Origin of the sequence: Rehaibacterium terrae (assembly GCF_014202935.1) — a bacterium.
In the GTDB taxonomy this organism is placed as follows: domain Bacteria; phylum Pseudomonadota; class Gammaproteobacteria; order Xanthomonadales; family Xanthomonadaceae; genus Rehaibacterium; species Rehaibacterium terrae.
Genome location: NZ_JACHHX010000009.1, coordinates 60,584 through 77,487 on the forward strand (window position 1 = coordinate 60,584; position 16,904 = coordinate 77,487).

Annotated in this window: 20 protein-coding genes; 3 read left to right on the plus strand and 17 right to left on the minus strand. The window is 69.8% G+C overall.

Features of this window, described 5'->3' with window-relative positions:
• Positions 1-159: 159 nt before the first annotated feature.
• The 3 genes from folP to rlmE form a co-directional block, all read right to left on the minus strand.
• Positions 160-1,065 carry a dihydropteroate synthase gene (gene folP, locus HNQ58_RS07680; protein WP_183948323.1) on the minus strand — a complete coding sequence of 302 codons (906 nt, stop codon included), beginning with the start codon at positions 1,063-1,065 and terminating at the stop codon, positions 160-162.
• 218 nt (positions 1,066-1,283) lie between these two features.
• Positions 1,284-3,188, minus strand: coding sequence for an ATP-dependent zinc metalloprotease FtsH (ftsH, locus tag HNQ58_RS07685; protein WP_183948324.1), 1,905 nt, complete (start codon positions 3,186-3,188; stop codon positions 1,284-1,286).
• 45 nt (positions 3,189-3,233) lie between these two features.
• The gene (rlmE, locus tag HNQ58_RS07690; RefSeq protein WP_183948325.1) at positions 3,234-3,857 is read right to left on the minus strand and encodes a 23S rRNA (uridine(2552)-2'-O)-methyltransferase RlmE; all 624 of its coding nucleotides are present in this window, start codon (positions 3,855-3,857) and stop codon (positions 3,234-3,236) included.
• A gap of 67 nt (positions 3,858-3,924) precedes the next feature.
• On the opposite strand from rlmE, the gene yhbY reads away from it, so the two are divergent.
• Together yhbY and HNQ58_RS07700 are read left to right on the plus strand one after the other, a co-directional pair.
• Positions 3,925-4,227 (plus strand): ribosome assembly RNA-binding protein YhbY, encoded by a 303-nt coding sequence (yhbY, locus tag HNQ58_RS07695; protein WP_183948326.1) that lies wholly within the window; start codon positions 3,925-3,927, stop codon positions 4,225-4,227.
• Positions 4,228-4,237: 10 nt separating this feature from the next.
• Positions 4,238-4,606 (plus strand): Mth938-like domain-containing protein, encoded by a 369-nt coding sequence (locus HNQ58_RS07700; RefSeq protein WP_183948327.1) that lies wholly within the window; start codon positions 4,238-4,240, stop codon positions 4,604-4,606.
• An 11-nt stretch (positions 4,607-4,617) separates the two neighbouring features.
• On the opposite strand, the gene HNQ58_RS07705 is transcribed toward HNQ58_RS07700, so the two are convergent.
• The 4 genes from HNQ58_RS07705 to surE are packed head-to-tail and all read right to left on the minus strand — an operon-like array spanning position 4,618 to position 7,479.
• Positions 4,618-5,442, minus strand: coding sequence for a peptidoglycan DD-metalloendopeptidase family protein (locus tag HNQ58_RS07705; protein ID WP_183948328.1), 825 nt, complete (start codon positions 5,440-5,442; stop codon positions 4,618-4,620).
• Entirely contained in the window at positions 5,439-6,023 is a 585-nt protein-coding gene (locus HNQ58_RS07710; protein WP_183948329.1) for a YqaA family protein, read from the minus strand. The genes HNQ58_RS07705 and HNQ58_RS07710 overlap by 4 nt, the downstream gene beginning before the upstream one ends.
• The gene (locus HNQ58_RS07715; protein WP_183948330.1) at positions 6,023-6,703 is read right to left on the minus strand and encodes a protein-L-isoaspartate(D-aspartate) O-methyltransferase; all 681 of its coding nucleotides are present in this window, start codon (positions 6,701-6,703) and stop codon (positions 6,023-6,025) included. The genes HNQ58_RS07710 and HNQ58_RS07715 overlap by 1 nt, the downstream gene beginning before the upstream one ends.
• Positions 6,700-7,479: a 5'/3'-nucleotidase SurE gene (gene surE, locus HNQ58_RS07720; protein WP_183948331.1), complete on the minus strand. Its 780-nt coding sequence runs from the start codon at positions 7,477-7,479 to the stop codon at positions 6,700-6,702. The genes HNQ58_RS07715 and surE overlap by 4 nt, the downstream gene beginning before the upstream one ends.
• A gap of 240 nt (positions 7,480-7,719) precedes the next feature.
• On the opposite strand from surE, the gene HNQ58_RS07725 reads away from it, so the two are divergent.
• Positions 7,720-8,334 carry a Smr/MutS family protein gene (locus tag HNQ58_RS07725; protein WP_183948332.1) on the plus strand — a complete coding sequence of 205 codons (615 nt, stop codon included), beginning with the start codon at positions 7,720-7,722 and terminating at the stop codon, positions 8,332-8,334.
• On the opposite strand, the gene HNQ58_RS07730 is transcribed toward HNQ58_RS07725, so the two are convergent.
• From HNQ58_RS07730 to HNQ58_RS07775, 10 genes are all read right to left on the minus strand, one after another.
• Positions 8,291-8,500, minus strand: coding sequence for a hypothetical protein (locus tag HNQ58_RS07730; protein WP_183948333.1), 210 nt, complete (start codon positions 8,498-8,500; stop codon positions 8,291-8,293). The genes HNQ58_RS07725 and HNQ58_RS07730 overlap by 44 nt on opposite strands.
• A gap of 315 nt (positions 8,501-8,815) precedes the next feature.
• Positions 8,816-9,841, minus strand: coding sequence for a tRNA pseudouridine(13) synthase TruD (gene truD / locus HNQ58_RS07735; protein WP_183948334.1), 1,026 nt, complete (start codon positions 9,839-9,841; stop codon positions 8,816-8,818).
• Positions 9,838-10,323, minus strand: a complete 486-nt coding sequence (ispF, locus tag HNQ58_RS07740) for a 2-C-methyl-D-erythritol 2,4-cyclodiphosphate synthase (protein ID WP_183948335.1) — start codon at positions 10,321-10,323, stop codon at positions 9,838-9,840. Before ispF ends, truD begins: the two co-directional genes overlap by 4 nt.
• Before the next feature lie 128 nt (positions 10,324-10,451).
• Positions 10,452-11,135 (minus strand): 2-C-methyl-D-erythritol 4-phosphate cytidylyltransferase, encoded by a 684-nt coding sequence (ispD, locus tag HNQ58_RS07745; RefSeq protein ID WP_183948336.1) that lies wholly within the window; start codon positions 11,133-11,135, stop codon positions 10,452-10,454.
• Complete coding sequence (ftsB, locus tag HNQ58_RS07750; RefSeq protein ID WP_183948337.1) at positions 11,132-11,443, minus strand: cell division protein FtsB; 312 nt, start codon at positions 11,441-11,443, stop codon at positions 11,132-11,134. The genes ispD and ftsB overlap by 4 nt, the downstream gene beginning before the upstream one ends.
• A 27-nt stretch (positions 11,444-11,470) precedes the next feature.
• Positions 11,471-12,763, minus strand: a complete 1,293-nt coding sequence (eno, locus tag HNQ58_RS07755; RefSeq protein ID WP_183948338.1) for a phosphopyruvate hydratase — start codon at positions 12,761-12,763, stop codon at positions 11,471-11,473.
• The gene (locus tag HNQ58_RS07760) at positions 12,760-13,470 is read right to left on the minus strand and encodes a hypothetical protein (RefSeq protein WP_183948339.1); all 711 of its coding nucleotides are present in this window, start codon (positions 13,468-13,470) and stop codon (positions 12,760-12,762) included. Before HNQ58_RS07760 ends, eno begins: the two co-directional genes overlap by 4 nt.
• Positions 13,470-14,300: a 3-deoxy-8-phosphooctulonate synthase gene (kdsA, locus tag HNQ58_RS07765; RefSeq protein ID WP_183948340.1), complete on the minus strand. Its 831-nt coding sequence runs from the start codon at positions 14,298-14,300 to the stop codon at positions 13,470-13,472. Before kdsA ends, HNQ58_RS07760 begins: the two co-directional genes overlap by 1 nt.
• A gap of 112 nt (positions 14,301-14,412) precedes the next feature.
• Entirely contained in the window at positions 14,413-16,065 is a 1,653-nt protein-coding gene (gene pyrG, locus HNQ58_RS07770; protein ID WP_183948341.1) for a CTP synthase, read from the minus strand.
• 111 nt (positions 16,066-16,176) lie between these two features.
• The gene (locus tag HNQ58_RS07775) at positions 16,177-16,698 is read right to left on the minus strand and encodes a hypothetical protein (RefSeq protein ID WP_183948342.1); all 522 of its coding nucleotides are present in this window, start codon (positions 16,696-16,698) and stop codon (positions 16,177-16,179) included.
• Positions 16,699-16,904: the final 206 nt, after the last annotated feature.

The following is a 16,904-nucleotide window of genomic DNA, read 5'->3' on the forward strand; positions in this document are numbered from 1 at the left end:
CGCCGGACGTGCGGCTCATGCCGCCCCGGCACACCTGGCGTTTTCCACAGCCGATGTGGACAAGCGCCGGGGAAAGCCTGTGGACAGTCCGCGCAACCGCTTTGGCGGCGGGCACTTGCATCACACTGACGATTCCGTGACCAGCACAGGAGTGTCCGCTCAGTCGTCGTCCGGCCAGCGCGGCATCGCCGGCGCGGCGGGTCGGGCTTTCGGCACCGGCTGCGCGGCCACGGCATTCCACACCTTGAGCGCATCGACCGTCGGCGCGACGTCGTGCACGCGCACCAGCCGCGCGCCGCGCTGTACGGCGATCAGCGCAGCGGCCACCGAACCGGCGACGCGGTCGTCCACCTCGCGGCCGGTCAGCGCGCCGATCATCCGCTTGCGCGACAGGCCGGCCAGCACGGTGCAGCCCAGTTCGGCGAAACGCCCGAGCTGCGCCAGCAGCGCCAGGTTGTGCTCCAGCGTCTTGCCGAAACCGAAGCCGGGGTCGAGGACGAGGCGATTCTTCGGAATGCCCGCCATCTCGCAGGCGAACACGCGCTGGGCGAGGAAGCCGTGCACCTCGGCGACGACGTCCTCGTAGTGCGGCGCATCCTGCATGCCACGCGGCTCGCCCTGCATGTGCATCAGCACCACCGGCACCCCGAGTCCGGCCGCGGCGTCGAGCGCGCCGTCGCGGCGCAGCGCACGGACGTCGTTGATCATGCCGGCGCCGGCGGCGATCGCGGCGCGCATCACTTCCGGCTTGGAGGTGTCGACCGAGATCGGCACGGCGGTCTGCTTCGCCAGCCGCTCGATCACGGGAATCACCCGCCGCAGCTCTTCCGCCACCGGCACCTCGTCCGCGCCCGGGCGTGTGGATTCGCCGCCGACGTCGAGCAGGTCCGCGCCCTCCTCCACCAGCCGCAGGCCGTGAGCGACAGCGGCCTCCACGCTGGCGTGCGCGCCGCCGTCGGAAAACGAATCGGGGGTGACATTGACGATGCCCATCACGCGCGGCAGGTCGAGCTTCAGCACGCGGCCGGCACAGTCGAGGACGGGGAGACCGGGATCGTCGAACATGATCGGGACTCGGGACTCGGGACTCGGGACTCGGGACTCGGGACTCGGGCAAGCCTGACGGCATCGTCATTCCCGCGCAAGCGGGAATCCCGTGCCGTTTCGTGTCTGCAAGCAAGCGTGTGTCCGTGGCCGCACCTGACACTCCTCGCCTTTGCCTTTCCCGATCCCCGCCCCACAACGCGCGAGCCCCTCCGGAGAGGGGCTCGTCTGTCGTGGGCTCACGCCTGCGGCGCCGGCCCACCGATGGCGTCGGGGGCGGGCGTGTCGTCGCCCGGCGGCGCACGACCGGTCTTGCCCCAGTCGGCCGGCGGCGGCGGGCGGCGGCCTTCCATGATGGCGTCGATCTGCTGCGCGTCGATGGTCTCGTAGGTCAGCAGGGCCTCGGCCATGAGGTGGAGCTTGTCGATGTTCTCGGTGAGGATCTGCTTGGTCCGCGCGTAGGCCTTGTCGAGGATGCTGCGGACGACCTCGTCGATCTTGCGCGCGGTCTCGTCCGAGACGTTCTTGTGCTGCGTCACCGAGCGGCCGAGGAAGACCTCGTCCTCCTGCTCGCCGTAGGCCACCGGCCCCATCTCGTCGGACAGGCCCCACTTGGTGACCATGTTGCGGGCCAGCTTGGTGGCACGCTCGATGTCGTTGGAGGCACCGGTGGTGACCTTGTGCTCGCCGAAGATCAGCTCCTCGGCCACGCGGCCGCCATACAGCGAGCACAGCTGCGATTCGATCGCGGTCTTGTTCAAGCTGTACTTGTCGCCCTCGGGCAGGTACATGGTCACGCCAAGGGCACGGCCGCGCGGGATGATGGTGACCTTGTAGACCGGGTCGTGCTCCGGCACCAGGCGGCCGACGATGGCATGACCGGCCTCGTGGTAGGCGGTGAGCTTCTTCTCCTCCTCGCTCATCGCCATCGAGCGCCGCTCGGCGCCCATCAGGATCTTGTCGCGGGCGCGGTCGAAGTGCTCCATGCGCACTTCCTTGGCGTTCTCGCGGGCGGCGAACAGCGCCGCCTCGTTGACCAGATTGGCCAGGTCGGCGCCGGAGAAGCCCGGGGTGCCGCGGGCGATCACCATCGGATCGACGTCCTCGGCCAGCGGCACGCGGCGCATGTGCACCTTCAGGATCTGCTCGCGGCCCTTGACGTCGGGCAGACCGACCACGACCTGGCGGTCGAAGCGGCCCGGACGCAGCAGGGCCGGGTCGAGCACGTCGGGGCGGTTGGTGGCGGCGATGACGATCACGCCCTCGGTGCCCTCGAAGCCGTCCATCTCGACCAGCAACTGGTTGAGGGTCTGCTCGCGCTCGTCGTGGCCGCCGCCCAGGCCCGCGCCGCGGTGGCGGCCGACCGCGTCGATCTCGTCGATGAAGATGATGCAGGGCGCGTGCTTCTTGGCCTGCTCGAACATGTCGCGGACGCGGCTGGCGCCGACACCGACGAACATCTCGACGAAGTCCGAGCCGGAGATGCTGAAGAACGGCACCTTGGCCTCGCCGGCGATGGCGCGGGCCAGCAGGGTCTTGCCGGTGCCGGGCGGGCCGACCATCAGCACGCCGCGCGGGATCTTGCCGCCCAGCCGCTGGAACTTGCCCGGATCGCGCAGGAATTCGACCAGCTCGCCGACCTCCTCCTTGGCCTCGTCGCAACCGGCCACGTCGGAGAAATTGACCTTGACCTGGTCCTCGCTCTGCATCTTGGCGCGCGAACGGCCGAAGCTCATCGCCCCCTTGCCGCCGCCGCCGGACTGCAGCTGCCGCATGAAGAAGATGAAGATGCCGATGAAGATCAGGTACGGCAGCAGGTTGATCAGGATGTAGGTCAGCGAGGGGCCGCTCGGCGGCGGCGCCTGCTCGATCGCCACGCGGTGCTCGAGCAGGTCGTTGACCAGATCCTTGTCACCCGGGTTGTAGGTGATGAAGCGGGTACCGTCCTTGCGCTCGCCGCGGATGGTCACCCGGTCCTCGTCGATGTGGACCTTGGCCACGGAATTGCTGCGGACCAGATGGATGAACTGATCGTAGGCCAGGGCCTGCGTACCGGCACCACGCGGCGAAAAGCTCTGGAACACCGCCATCAGCACGACGGCGACGATCACCCAGAGCAGCAGATTCTTGGCCAGATCGTTCATTCGTATCCCTTGCAGTTGCGTGCCGGCCACGCCGGCACCTTCACCCTACCGCGCGCGCTTGCCGGTCGCCAGCGCGTAGACCTCGGGCGAGCGGCTGCGCGAAGCCTTGGGCTTGCGGATCGCCACCTTGTCGTAGCGCTTGCGCAGCTCGCGGACGTAGTCGTCGAAGCCCGCGCCCATGAAAAGTTTGACCAGAAAGGCCCCGCCCGGTTTCAGGTGGGCATCGGCGAAATCCCGGGCCAGTTCGACCAGATACATCGAGGCGGGCTGATCGACCGCGCTCACCCCGGTCATATTGGGGGCCATGTCGGAGAGCACAAGGTCCACCGGCTCGCCAGCCAGGGCGGCCTCCAGCCGCGACAGTGCCTCGGCCTCCCTGAAGTCGCCGTGAAGGAACTCCACCCCGGCGATCGGCGGCATGTCCAGGATGTCCAGCGCGATCACCCGGCCGCGGTCGCCCAGCGCCCGGCGCACCATCTGCGACCAACCGCCCGGGGCGGCGCCCAGGTCCACCACCACCATGCCCGGCCGGAGCAGGCGGTCGCGCTCCAGCAGCTCCTCCAGCTTGAAGGCCGCGCGCGAGCGCAGGCCCTCGGCCTGGGCCTTCTTCACGTACGGGTCGCTGAAATGCTCGCGGAGCCAGCGGTGGCTGCTCTTGCTGCGGGCCATGGGCACGGGGTCGGGATCGGGCGCCCATGATACCCTTTGCGGCCCGCTCCCCGCTCCCCCGGACGTCATGGCCATTGCCCTCTCCGCCGCCCAGAAGCGCTACCTGCGCGGCCTCGCCCACCCGCTCAAGCCGGTCATCCTGGTCGGCGCCAAGGGCATCACCGACGGGCTGCTGGCCGAACTGGACGGCGCGCTGGAACACCACGAGCTGCTGAAGGTGAAGTTCGCCGCCGAGGACCGCGAAACCCGTGACGCCTGGATCGCCGAGCTCGCCGACCGCGCCGGCGCCGCGCTGGTGCAGCGGATCGGCAACACCGCCGTGCTCTATCGCCGCAGCAAGGACAAGCCGCAGGTCGTCCTGCCGCGCTGAACCCGCACCCATGCAGCTCAGCCAGGAACTGCCCGACTTCCGCTACGTGCCGCGCGCCGTGCGCGCGGACCATGTGCTGGTCAACGACCGCGAGCTGCGCCGCAGCTTCATCCTGACCCCACACAGGCTGGTCGAGGAGTGGGCGCACGCCGGCGAACTGCAGGCCGCCGACATGGACGCCATCCTGGCGCTGGACCCGGAAGTGGTGCTGCTCGGCACCGGCGGACGCCAGCGCTTCCCGGCTCCGGCCGTGATGGCCGCCTGCCTGACCCGCGGCATCGGCATCGAGGTGATGGACAGCGCCGCCGCCGCCCGCACTTTCAACGTGCTGGCCGCCGAGGGGCGGCGCGTGGTAGCGGCGTTCGTGCTGCCTGGTTGAGCCCGCGCGCCTCAGCGCGGCGGCAGCAGCGTCAGTGGATCGACCGGGCGGCCGTTGCGGCGGATCTCGAAATGCAGCATGTCGCGACTGGCGCCGGTGCGGCCCATCTCGGCGATCTGCTGGCCGGCGCGCACCGCCTGGCCCTCCTCGACCAGCCGGCGGCGGTTGTGGCCGTAGGCCGACAACCACTCGTCGGTGTGCTTGACGATGATCAGCTCGCCATAGCCGACCAGACCGGCGCCGGAATACACCACCACACCGTCCGCGGCCGCCAGCACCGGCTGTCCGCCGTTGCCGGCGATGTCGATGCCCTGCCTGGTCGGATCGCCGGCGACGAAGCGGCCGACGATTTGCCCCTGCGCCGGCCACTGCCAGCGCACCGGGCCGCCGGCGACCGGCGGTGCAGACGTGGGCGCCGGTGTTTGTGACGGCGACGGCGCGACGGCCGGTGCCGGTTGCTGCGGCGGAGGCGCTGCCGGTCGCGCCGGCTCGCTGGCGGGCGGCCTTGCGGGCGCCGGCCGCGCGGCCGGCGGCGGTGTGGCGGCGATGCGGCCGGCGGGCGCGAGACGGATGCGCTGGCCGGGATAGATCGTGTAGGGCGGGCCGATACCGTTCCAGGCGGCGACGTCGCGGTAGTCCAGACCATGGCGGAACGCGATGCCGTACAGGGTGTCGCCGCGCACGACCACGTACTCGTGCGCGCCGGTCACCGGGCGCGCCGGGGTCGCATGGCGCGGCGGCTCGTACACGCGCTCGCGCCGGACCACGGTGGAACGCCCGCAGGCCGCGAGCAGTGTCACCAGCACCAGCAGCCAGAGCACGTGACCGGACTTCATCCGCGCAGCTCCCACCAGATCAGGCCGGCGATGACGAGCACCGCCACCGCCCAGCCCAGCCATTCGACATAGCGGCGGATCAGCCGCTCCAGCGGCTCGCCGCCGAACGCGACCAGCCCGGCGACCAGAAAGAAGCGGCCGCCGCGACCGATCAGCGAACCCAGCACGAACGGCAGCAGGCCCATGCCGGCGGCGCCGGAGGCGAGGGTGAACACCTTGTACGGGATCGGCGTGAAACCGGCGACGAACACGATCCAGAAACCGTAGCGCTCGAACAGCGCCTGCACCTGGAAGAAGCGCTGGCTCCAGCTGAGCCGCTCGATCCACGGCCAGACCGCGTCCAGCGCGTAGCTGCCCAGCGCGTAGCCGAGCAGGCCGCCGACCACCGAGGCGATCGTGCAGATGAGCGCCAGACGCCACCAGCGCTTCGGCTGCGCCAGCGTCATCGGCGCCAGCATCACGTCCGGCGGCACCGGGAACACCACCGACTCGGCGGCGCTCATCGCCGCCAGATAACCCGGCGCACGGTGGTGCGCGGCCCAGCGCAGACAGCGGTCGTAGATCGGCCCGAAGATCCGCATCAGCCGACGCCCGGCACCAACGGCACGAACGACACCGCGCCGAGGCTTTCCTGCTCGACGCCCTCGGCGGTCTTGCGCAGGCGGATCAGTTGCTGCCCGGAGGAGCCGCCGACCGGGGCGACCAGCACGCCGCCCACCGCGAGCTGCTCGACCAGCGCCGGGTCGATCAGGGTACCGGCGGCGGTGACGATGATGGCGTCGAACGGCGCCGCATCCGGCCAGCCGCTGCGGCCGTCGTCGTGGCGGGTGCGCAGGTTCTCGAAGCCGAGCTTGCGGAAGCGCCGTCGCGCCTGGCGCAGCAGCTCGTCGATGCGCTCGACGCTGTACACCTCCGGCACCAGCACGGCCAGCACCGCGGCCTGGTAGCCGGAGCCGGTGCCGACCTCGAGCACGCGCCGGGGGATGCCGTCCTCCAGCAGGGCTTCGGTCATCCGCGCCACCACCCACGGCTGCGAGATGGTCTGGCCACAACCGATCGGCAGCGCGGTGTCCTCGTAGGCACGCGAAGCCAGCGCCTCGTCGATGAACAGATGTCGCGGCACGGTGCGCATCGCGGTCAGCACGCGCTCGTCGCGGATGCCGCCCTCGCTGCGCAGGCGCTCGACCATGCGGTCACGCGCGCGCTGCGAGGTCATGCCCAGGCCGCTGGCCTCAGGGCGGGTGCGGAACCTTGGAGTCATGCGTCGCTTGCCAGAGCCTGGGTGAGCCCGCCGACCCAGCTCGCGACCTTCTCCAGCGCCTGGTAGCGCGTCAGATCGACATGGATCGGGGTGATCGAGATGTGCCCCGTGCGCACGGCGTGGAAGTCGGTGCCGGGACCGGCATCCTGCTCGGCGCCGGCCGGGCCGATCCAGTACACCGGCCGGCCGCGCGGATCGGTCATCGGCACGCAGGCTTCCGAGCGGTGGCGGTTGCCCAGACGGGTGACCTCGAAGCCGCGCAGCGTATCCCACGGCCGGTCGGGCACGTTGACGTTGAGGATGGTGTCGGCCGGCAGCGGATCGACCAGCAGCCGCGCCATGATCTCGCGCGCGGCGCGCGCGGCGGTGTCGAAATGCCGGCCGTTGTGGTCGTCGGTGGCCAGCGACATGGCGATGGCCGGCAGCCCGAGGAAGCGCCCCTCCATCGCCGCCGCGACCGTGCCCGAATAGATCACGTCGTCGCCCATGTTGGCGAAGTTGTTGATGCCCGACACCACGATGTCCGGCTCGCGGTCGAGCAGACCGGTGAGGGCGAGATGGACGCAGTCGGTCGGCGTGCCGGCCACGCTCCAGACATTGTCGCCGACCTGCTTGACGCGGATCGGCCGGTCGAGCGTGAGCGAGTTGCTGGCGCCGGAACGGTCGCGGTCGGGGGCGACCACCAGCACTTCGTGCCCGGCGGCGCGCAGCCCCTCGGCCAGCACCCGGATGCCCGGGGCATCGACGCCGTCGTCGTTGCTTACGAGTACGCGCATGGATCCTTCCGTCGATCGGGCATCGAATGATACCGGATGGTGCCGACGCCCGCCGCGTCCCGGAACGGCGCTGACAGCCGGTCGAGAAACGCGCTCCCTGCGCGTTTTTCGTGGCGCACGCCCAGCGCATGTCCGGACTCGCTTGCGACAGATCAATCACTTGCCGTGATCGATCTGCGCGGCGAGCCATCCCTGGCTCGCCTGGCAGGCTGTTTTCCAACGGCCTGCTAAGCTGGCCGCATGCGACGCAAGCCAACCCGGGTCGATGCGGACGATGCCGCGCTGTTCCGCGACGCGGTGGGTCCGGTGCGGCGCATCGAAATCGCCGAAGGATCCGCCGCCAGCCGGCGCAAACCCGAGGCCACGCCTCGCCAGCGCGAGTCGGACGAGATCCAGGCGCTGCGTGCCTCGCGACAGGCGCCTTTCGAGGGGCTGGACGCGAACCTGGCCGAACCACTGGCCTACCGCCGGCCGGAAGTGCCCGAGCGCGTGCTCAAGCGGCTCAAGCGCGGCCTGTACGCCGTGCAGGACGAGATCGACCTGCACCGGATGAACGCGGCGCTGGCGGAAACGGTGTTGCGCGAATTCCTGCGCGAGTCGCGCGCGCGCGGCCGTCACTGCGTGCGGGTGGTGCACGGCAAGGGCCTGCACTCCAAGGCCGACGGACCGGTGCTCAAGGGGCTGGTCGACCGGCTACTGTCGCAACGCGCCGACGTGCTGGCCTACGCCTCGGCGCCACCGGCGCAGGGCGGCACCGGCGCGGTGCTGGTGCTGCTGGCCCGTTACCGCCCGGGTGAGCGCGGCGGCCGATTCAGTAAGGCCGATCTTCATCCGAGCGACGCTGAGGCGGATTGACCCAGTACACCTGCACGCCCCGGCGCCGCGCGATCCGCTCGACCGCGGCGATGTACTCCGCATCCTGGCGGAGGCTGGCCGTCTGCTGCTCGGTCGCCCTGAGCTCGCCACGGCCGGCACAGGCCGCCAGTGATGCGAGTGCAGCCACCATCAGCAAGTTGCGCATGACACATCCTCCCCGGGCCCCACGGGCCCGGCTGACGTCCGGCGCCGGCCGCCCGGCCGGTACCGGGCACCAGTGCCAGTGTACGCCTCTCCGCGCCCGCAGGATGGCCCGCCCGCAGCGTCGACGCACACGGCCGCGCAGGCTGCGCTGCCTGCCGGCTGCCGAGACCCCGTGCTCCGGCAGGCCGGGACTGGCTCGCCTCGCGGGCCGGTCGCCGCTGGCCATGGATTTCGCCGCAGCCGGGTGAAGCCCGGGCGCGGTCGAGTGCGGCCCGGCGCCGCCGGGCCCCTCTGCCCCGGACCTGCCGGCGAGCCGTCAGGCGAGGTCCGGCACGGCCGAGGCGACCTCGCCCAGCTGTGCCAACACCGCGGTCGCGTATGCACCCGCCGGGAGGACGAAACGCAGGCGCAGCATGTCTTCCGCCGGCCATTCCCAGGCGAACCCGGCCGGGCGCAGGCGCAGCGCGCGACGCTCCTGGCGCAGCCCGGCCGCCTCCAGCCCGGCCCGGAGGTCGGCGAACGGCGCCAACGCGGCCTCCTCGACGGCGCGCGCCGCGCCCCGGCTGCGCAGCTCGCCACGCCCCCACAGCGGCCCGCTGGGGTGGATGTCGAAGTCGCGCAGCCGTGCCGCCAGCGTCTCGTCCATCGGCTCGGGACCGAACACGCTGCGGCTGCCGTCGAGCATCCACACCTCGCCGTCGAGCCCGGTGCGCCAGGAGCCGTCGTTCACGCGGGCGTCGAGCACGGCGTTGAACAGCGCCGCGCGTGCGGCCGAGAGCAGCAGCGCGCGCTGCTCGCGCTTGACCCGACGACCGGCGAACATGCGCCGCGCGTTCTCGACGTTGTCGCCGTCGCGGCCGAACCGTTGCTCGCCGAAATGATTGGGCACACCCTCGGCGGCGATCCGCGTCAGCCGCGCCTCGATCGCATCGCGCTCGCCGCGCACCTCGCGCAGCACCAGCACGAAACGGTTGCCCGCCAGCGCGCCGCGCGGCAGCTTGCGGTGGTGCCAGTCGGCGCGGAGCACGCGCAGGTCGTCCGACTGCAGCCCCGCCAGGTCCGGCGCGACGCGCCTGGGCAGATGCACGCTGAACCGCTGCACGGTCACCGCGTGGCGATCCTTCAGGCCGGCGTAGCCGATGCCCATTTCCGGAACACCCGCCCAGGCGGCGATGCGTTTGGCGGCAAAGGCGGTGTTCATGCCGCGCTTCTCGACCGTCAGCAGCAGATGCTCACCCTCCCCGGCCGGCGCGAAGCCGTCGAGCTCCTCGACGCGGAAATCCTCCGGCACGGTCCGGATCCGCGCCGCCAGCACCGGCGGACCGAACGCTTCGCCGCTCACGCGCGCACCAGCAGGGCCACGGCGAGCGCGGCGATGCCCTCGCCGCGACCGGTGAAGCCGAGCGTCTCGCTGGTGGTGGCCTTGATGCTGATCTGGCCGACGCCGACGCCGAGGTCGGCGGCGAGATGCACGCGCATTTCCTCGGCATGCGGAGCGACCTTGGGCCGCTCGCAGATCACCGTGATGTCGGCATTGCCGAGCGCGTAGCCGTGTTCGTGCATCAGCCGCGCACACTGGCGCAGGAAGCAGCGGCTGTCGGCATCCTTCCAGCGCGGATCGGAGGGTGGGAAATGCTTGCCGATGTCGCCCAGCGCCAGCGCGCCCAGGATCGCGTCGCACAGCGCATGGATCGCCACATCGCCGTCGGAATGCGCCAGCACCCCGCGCGTGTGCGGGATCCGCACGCCGCCCAGCATCACGTGATCGCCGTCGCCGAAGGCGTGGACGTCGAAGCCTTGGCCGATGCGGATGGGTTGGGTCATGGGGGAAGTTTAGTCGGGAACCGGGAAGAACGTTCCGGAACCATCCCTCCGGCGCAAGCGAAAGCCGCCGGACGCCTGTGTTTTTCCGGCTACCGGCTACTGGTTGGCGGGCACCGGTTACCGACTCCCTACCCCCGCGACAGCACGAACTCCGCCAGCGCCAGATCGGCCGGGGTGGTCACCTTGATATTGTCCTCGCTGCCTTCGACCAGCAGCGGACGCAGGCCGAGCCGCTCCATCGCCATCGACTCGTCGGTGACGGCGACGCCGGCCGACAGCGCGGCTTCCAGCGCGCGGGTGAGGCCGCCACGGCGGAACATCTGCGGGGTCAGCGCCCGCCAGAGGCCGTCGCGCGGCTCGGTGCCGAGCACGGCCAGCTCGTCGTCGCCGCGCTTCAAGGTGTCCCGCACCGGTGCCGCCAGCAGCGCCCCGACCGGATGCCGCTGGCCCTGTTCGATCAGCGCCTCCAGGTCGGCGGCGCGCAGGCAGGGACGGGCGGCGTCGTGCACCAGCACGAACTCGTCGTCGCTCACCGAGGACGGCAGCGCGCGCAGGCCGGCCAGCACCGAGTCGGCGCGCTCGGCGCCGCCGACACAGGTCAGCACCGGCTTGCCGCAGCGCTCGCGCCAACCCGGCCAGTGCGGATCCTGCGCGGCCAGCACCACCACGATGCCGTCGATGGCCGGATGGCCGGCCAGCCGGTCGAGCGTGTGTCCGATCAGCGGCTGCCCATCGAGCAGCAGGTACTGTTTGGGAAAGGCGCCGCCGAAACGGCGCCCCGAACCGGCGGCAGGCACGACGACCCAGCTCATCGCTTCTCCCTCCCCTTGTCCAGCACGTCGGCGGACGGCTCCACGACACGGTAGAACACCTCGCCCGGCCTGATCATCCCCAGCTCCGAGCGGGCCCGCTCCTCGACCGCATCCTCGCCTTCCTTGAGATCCTCGACCTCGGCGGCGAGGGCATCGTTACGCCGCCTGAGCTGCTCGTTCTCGGCCTGCTGCGCCTGTACCGCCTGTTCCAGCCGCCGAACCTCGTGCCTGCCTCCGTGGCCGCCCCAGAGCTTGACCTGCAGGAACACGAGCAGGCCAAGCAGGGCGAGGGCCAGCAGTCTGAGCACGTGGGTGGTGCCTCGTGGGCGGTGGTGTCAGCGTTTGAGGTTGGGGAAGGCGTCGCGGCCAGCATAGCGCGCCCGCGCGCCCAGCGCTTCCTCGATGCGGAGCAGCTGGTTGTACTTGGCGACGCGGTCGGTACGGCACAGCGAGCCGGTCTTGATCTGGGTGGCGGTGGTGGCCACGGCGATGTCGGCGATGGTGGTGTCCTCGGTTTCGCCGCTGCGATGCGAGATCACCGCGGCATAGCGCGCGGCGTCGGCCATGGCGATGGCCTCCAGGGTTTCGGTCAGGGTGCCGATCTGGTTGACCTTGATCAGGATGGCGTTGCCGATCCCCTTGTCGATGCCCTCGCGGAAGATCTTCGGGTTGGTGACGAACAGGTCGTCGCCGACCAGCTGCACGGTCTTGCCGAGCCTGTCGGTGAGCTGCTTCCAGCCGTCCCAGTCGTGTTCGGCCATGCCGTCCTCGACGGTGAGGATCGGGTACTTGCCGCACCAGTCGGCGAGGAAGTCGACGAACTGCTCGCTGGACAGGCGCTTGCCCTCGCCGACCAGGTTGTACTTGCCGTTGTCGTAGAACTCCGAGCTGGCCACGTCCAGACCCAGCAGCATGTCCTCGCCGGCGGTGTAGCCGGCCTTGCCGATGGCCTCCAGGATGGTCTCGACCGCCTCCTCGTTGGAGCGCAGGTCGGGCGCGAAGCCACCCTCGTCGCCCACGGCCGTGCTCAGGCCGCGCGACTTGAGCACCGCCTTGAGCGCGTGGAACACCTCGGTGCCGGCGCGCAGTGCCTCGGAGAAGCTGTCGAAGCCGACCGGCAGCACCATGAACTCCTGCATGTCGACGTTGTTGTCGGCATGCGCGCCGCCGTTGACGATGTTCATCATCGGCACCGGCAGCGACACCTCGCGCCCCTGGGCCAGGTGCGCCCACAGCGGCAGGCCGCGGGCCGCGGCCACCGCATGCGCGCTGGCCAGCGACACGCCGAGCAGCGCGTTGGCGCCGAGGCGGCCCTTGTTGTCGGTGCCGTCGAGCGCGATCAGCTTCGCGTCCAGTCCGGCCTGGTCGGCGGCGTCGAAGCCGGCCAGCGCCGCGGCGATCGTTTCGTTGACGTTGGCGACCGCGCGACGCACGCCCTTGCCGAGGTAGCGGGTCTTGTCGCCGTCGCGCAGCTCCACCGCCTCCTTGGTGCCGGTGGATGCGCCGGACGGCACCGCCGCGCGGCCCATGTGGCCGCTGCTCAGCGTGACTTCGGCTTCGAGGGTGGGATTGCCGCGCGAGTCGAGGATTTCGCGGGCGTGGACACTTTTAATTGTTGCAACATTCATTGGTCGGCTCCTCGACTTATTACCTTAGAAACTGTTTTCAATACACAATCGTGAAGCGCATCAAGCTGCGCCTGCGAGAACACTGCATCAGCACTCAATTCATCCCGTGCAACGACCGCAGATTCAATCAATTTCCGATACACATCCACCAGTCTGCCTCGCCTTTGCTCAAGCGTAGAAACGCTCTCTTGGAAAAGCTCATCGGCAGCTCTTTTACCGACTGAGGCTAGTGGTTCTCCGGATTCAAAACGAGCCTGCTCGTCGGCAGTAAGCCGATGAAAAAGGCGCACCCTGTCCATGACGCCGAGGTTATCAAGATTAGCAAGCTGCTGTTCAATCGGCCAAAGAGGCGATTCCAACCAAGTACCGACGCTGACGATTGCAGACAAGTAATCTCCAACCGCGCGAAGGTATATGACAGACGCTGCCACATGCTCAGCATTCCTATCCATAGCCATATCCTGGATAGAGATAACTGAGGCATCAATGCTGGCAACCACCTTCGCGGACCTCTTAGTGGCCGCCAAATAGCCTCCAGCCTCACACCACCCTAGGAGTGCCTGTTCCGCATAAACTACTTGAGATCTCACAGCCCGCGATATTTCAGCGCGCTCTTGAGACACCTTGCGATGGGATATCGTTGCCACACCGACCAGTATCAATGCCAGCGCTGCAAGGAAAATAGCGACAGCCTTGGAAATACGCATCACTGCATCTCAATGAATGCGCCGGCTTTCACCACGCGGTCGAGCTCGACCAGCGTCTCCAGCAGCGCCGCCATCCTGCCCAGCGGCCAGGCGTTGGGGCCGTCGGAGAGGGCCTTGTCGGGGGCGGGGTGGGTCTCGGCGAACAGGCCGGCGATGCCGGCGGCGACCGCGGCGCGCGCCAGCACCGGCACGAACTCGCGCTGGCCGCCGGAGCTGGCGCCCTGCCCGCCCGGCAACTGCACCGAGTGGGTGGCGTCGAACACCACCGGGCAGCCGGTCTCGCGCATCACCGCCAACGAGCGCATGTCGGAGACGAGGTTGTTGTAGCCGAAACTGACGCCGCGCTCGCAGACCATGATCCGTTCGTTGCCGACGGCCCTGGCCTTGGCGACGACATGCTTCATGTCCCACGGCGCGAGGAACTGGCCCTTCTTGATGTTCACCGGCAGGCCGGCGCGGGCCACGTTCTGGATGAAGTCGGTCTGCCGGCACAGGAAGGCCGGGGTCTGCAGCACGTCGACCACGGCGGCGACCTCGTGCATCGGCGTGTACTCGTGCACGTCGGTGAGCACCGGCACGCCGATCTGGCGCTTGACCTCGGCCAGCACCTTCAGCCCCTCCTCCAGCCCCGGGCCGCGGAAGCTGTCGCCCGAGCTGCGGTTGGCCTTGTCGAAGCTCGACTTGAAGATGAACGGGATGCCGAGCTTGCCGGTGATCTCCTTGAGCGCGCCGGCGGTGTCGAGTTGCAACTGCATCGACTCGACCACGCAGGGGCCGGCGATCAGGAAGAATGGCTGGTCGAGGCCGACCTCGAAACCACAAAGCTTCATGGGGCGAATTCCGATTGGGGCACGGGTCCACGCGGATGGACGCGGATGAGTTCCGCATCGCGCTCTCGATCCGCGCCGATCCGCATTGACCCGCGGTGGGCCATGCTGCCCGTCATGCCTGGGCCTCTTTCAGCAGCCGCCCGCCGGCCTTGTGCTCGCGTGCGGCGCGGATGAAGCCGATGAACAGCGGATGGCCGTCGCGCGGTGTGGACAGGAACTCCGGGTGCGCCTGGCAGGCGACGAACCACGGGTGATCCGGCAGTTCGATCATCTCCACCAGCAGGTCGTCCATCGACTTGGCCGAGATCACCAGCCCGGCCTCTTCCAGCTGCGAGCGGTAGCGGTTGTTGAACTCGTAACGGTGCCGATGGCGCTCGGCGACGACGTCCTTGCCGTACATCTCGCGGGCCTTGGTGCCGGCCTTGAGGCGGCACTCCTGCAGGCCGAGGCGCATGGTGCCGCCGAGGTCGGAATCCTCGCTGCGGCGCTCGATCTCGCCGGTGGCGGTGCGCCACTCGGTCACCAGGCCGATCACCGGGTGCGCGGCATGGCGGTCGTTCTCGGTGCTGTTGGCGCCTTCCAGCCCGGCCACGTGGCGGGCGAAATCGACCACCGCGGCCTGCATGCCGTAGCAGATGCCGAAATAGGGGATGCGGTTCTCGCGCGCGTACTTCGCCGTGAGCACCTTGCCCTCGAAACCGCGATCGCCGAAGCCGCCGGGGACGAGGATGGCATCGACGCCATCGAGGATGCCGGTGCCCTGCTTCTCGACCTGCTCGGACTCGACCCAGCGCAGATTGACCCGGGTCCGCTGGCGCAGGCCGCCGTGCTTGAGCGCCTCGGTCAGCGACTTGTAGGCATCGGCATGGTCGACGTACTTGCCGACCACCGCCACGGTCACCTCGTCGACCGAGTGCTCCATGGCATCGACCACCGCCTGCCACTCGGACAGGTCGGCCGGATTGGCCTGCAGCCGCAGCCGCTCGACCACGATCTCGTCCAGCCCCTGCGCGTGCAGCCAGAGCGGGATCTTGTAGATGTTGTCCAGGTCCACCGCCGAGACCACGGCCTTCTCCGGCACGTTGGTGAACAGCGCGATCTTGCGCCGCTCGCTGGCCGGCAGCGGCTGCTCGGAGCGGCAGATGAGGATGTCGGGCTGGATGCCGATCGAGCGCAGCTCCTTCACCGAATGCTGGGTCGGCTTGGTCTTGAGCTCGCCGGCGGCGGCGATGTACGGCACCAGCGTCAGGTGCATGAAGATGGCCCGGTCCGGCCCGCGCTCGATGCGGATCTGGCGGATCGCCTCCAGGAACGGCAGCGACTCGATGTCGCCCACGGTACCGCCGATCTCCACCAGCGCCACGTCGAAGCCGGCGGTGGCCTCGTCGATGCAGCGCTTGATCTCGTCGGTGATGTGGGGGATCACCTGCACGGTGGCGCCGAGGTAGTCGCCGCGGCGCTCCTTGCGGATCACGTTCTCGTAGATCCGGCCGGTGGTGATGGAGTTCTTGCGGGTCAGCCGGGTGCGGACGAAGCGCTCGTAGTGGCCCAGGTCCAGATCGGTCTCGGCGCCGTCGTCGGTGACATACACCTCGCCGTGCTGGAAGGGGCTCATCGTGCCCGGATCCACGTTGATGTAGGGATCCAGCTTCATCATGGTGACCTTGAGGCCGCGCGCCTCGAGGATGGCCGCCAGCGAGGCCGCCGCGATGCCCTTGCCGAGCGAGGACACCACGCCGCCGGTAACGAAGATCAGGGGAGTCATGGGATCTGGGGTTCCGGAAAACCCCATTCTACCGGCTCCCCCCGATCACGGCGAAGCCACGGCGGCGGCGCGGCCGCTGTCGCGGCCGGCGCGCCGCCGGCCGGTCCCGATTCAGTCGCCGCCTTCGGACTTCTTGTGCTTGGTGCGGAGACTGAGTCCGGGGTCGTTCTCGCCCTTGGGCGCGCGGTTGACGCCGGGTTCGTTCACACCGATCGGGGCCGCGGCCGCCTGCGCCGCTGCGCTCCCGTCCGTCGCCACCGATCCGCCGTCGCCTTCCGACTCCCCGTTGCCCGGGCCGCCGCCGCGCAGGCGCGCCACACCGCCCTTGCCGACCACGTAACCGCGATTGTTGCCTTGGGCCTTGGCAGCCACCTCGTCCTGCCCCGCCCCGCCCTGGTCCGCCGGGTCCGGGCCGCCATCACGCAGGCGCGCCACGCCACCCTTGCCGACCACGTAACCGCGATTGTTGCCTTGGGCCTTCGGGGCCGATTCCTGCTCCGGCTGCGGCCTGGCTTCCGTCCCGGCGGCAGCAGCGGTAGCCGGCACCTGCCGGGGAACCTCGCTGGCGCCGGCCGTCATGACCGCCAGCAGGGCGGCGACGGCGATCATCCGGGAAACCTGCGAACGCTTCATGGCTCCTCCTCCCGCCCATGGCGGCTCGATGTCGCGCCTGCATACCCTGGCCCGGGCGAATCCCGCCTGAACCGTGCGCGACCGCCCATGCCCACCGGAACGGCGGCGAGCCGCGGCCGGATAGCGGCGCGCTTGCCTGCCGCCCCCCCGAGCCGCCATCCTGCCCGCCTTCGCCGCCCCGCCTGGGGCCAGCTTGACCCGAGGTT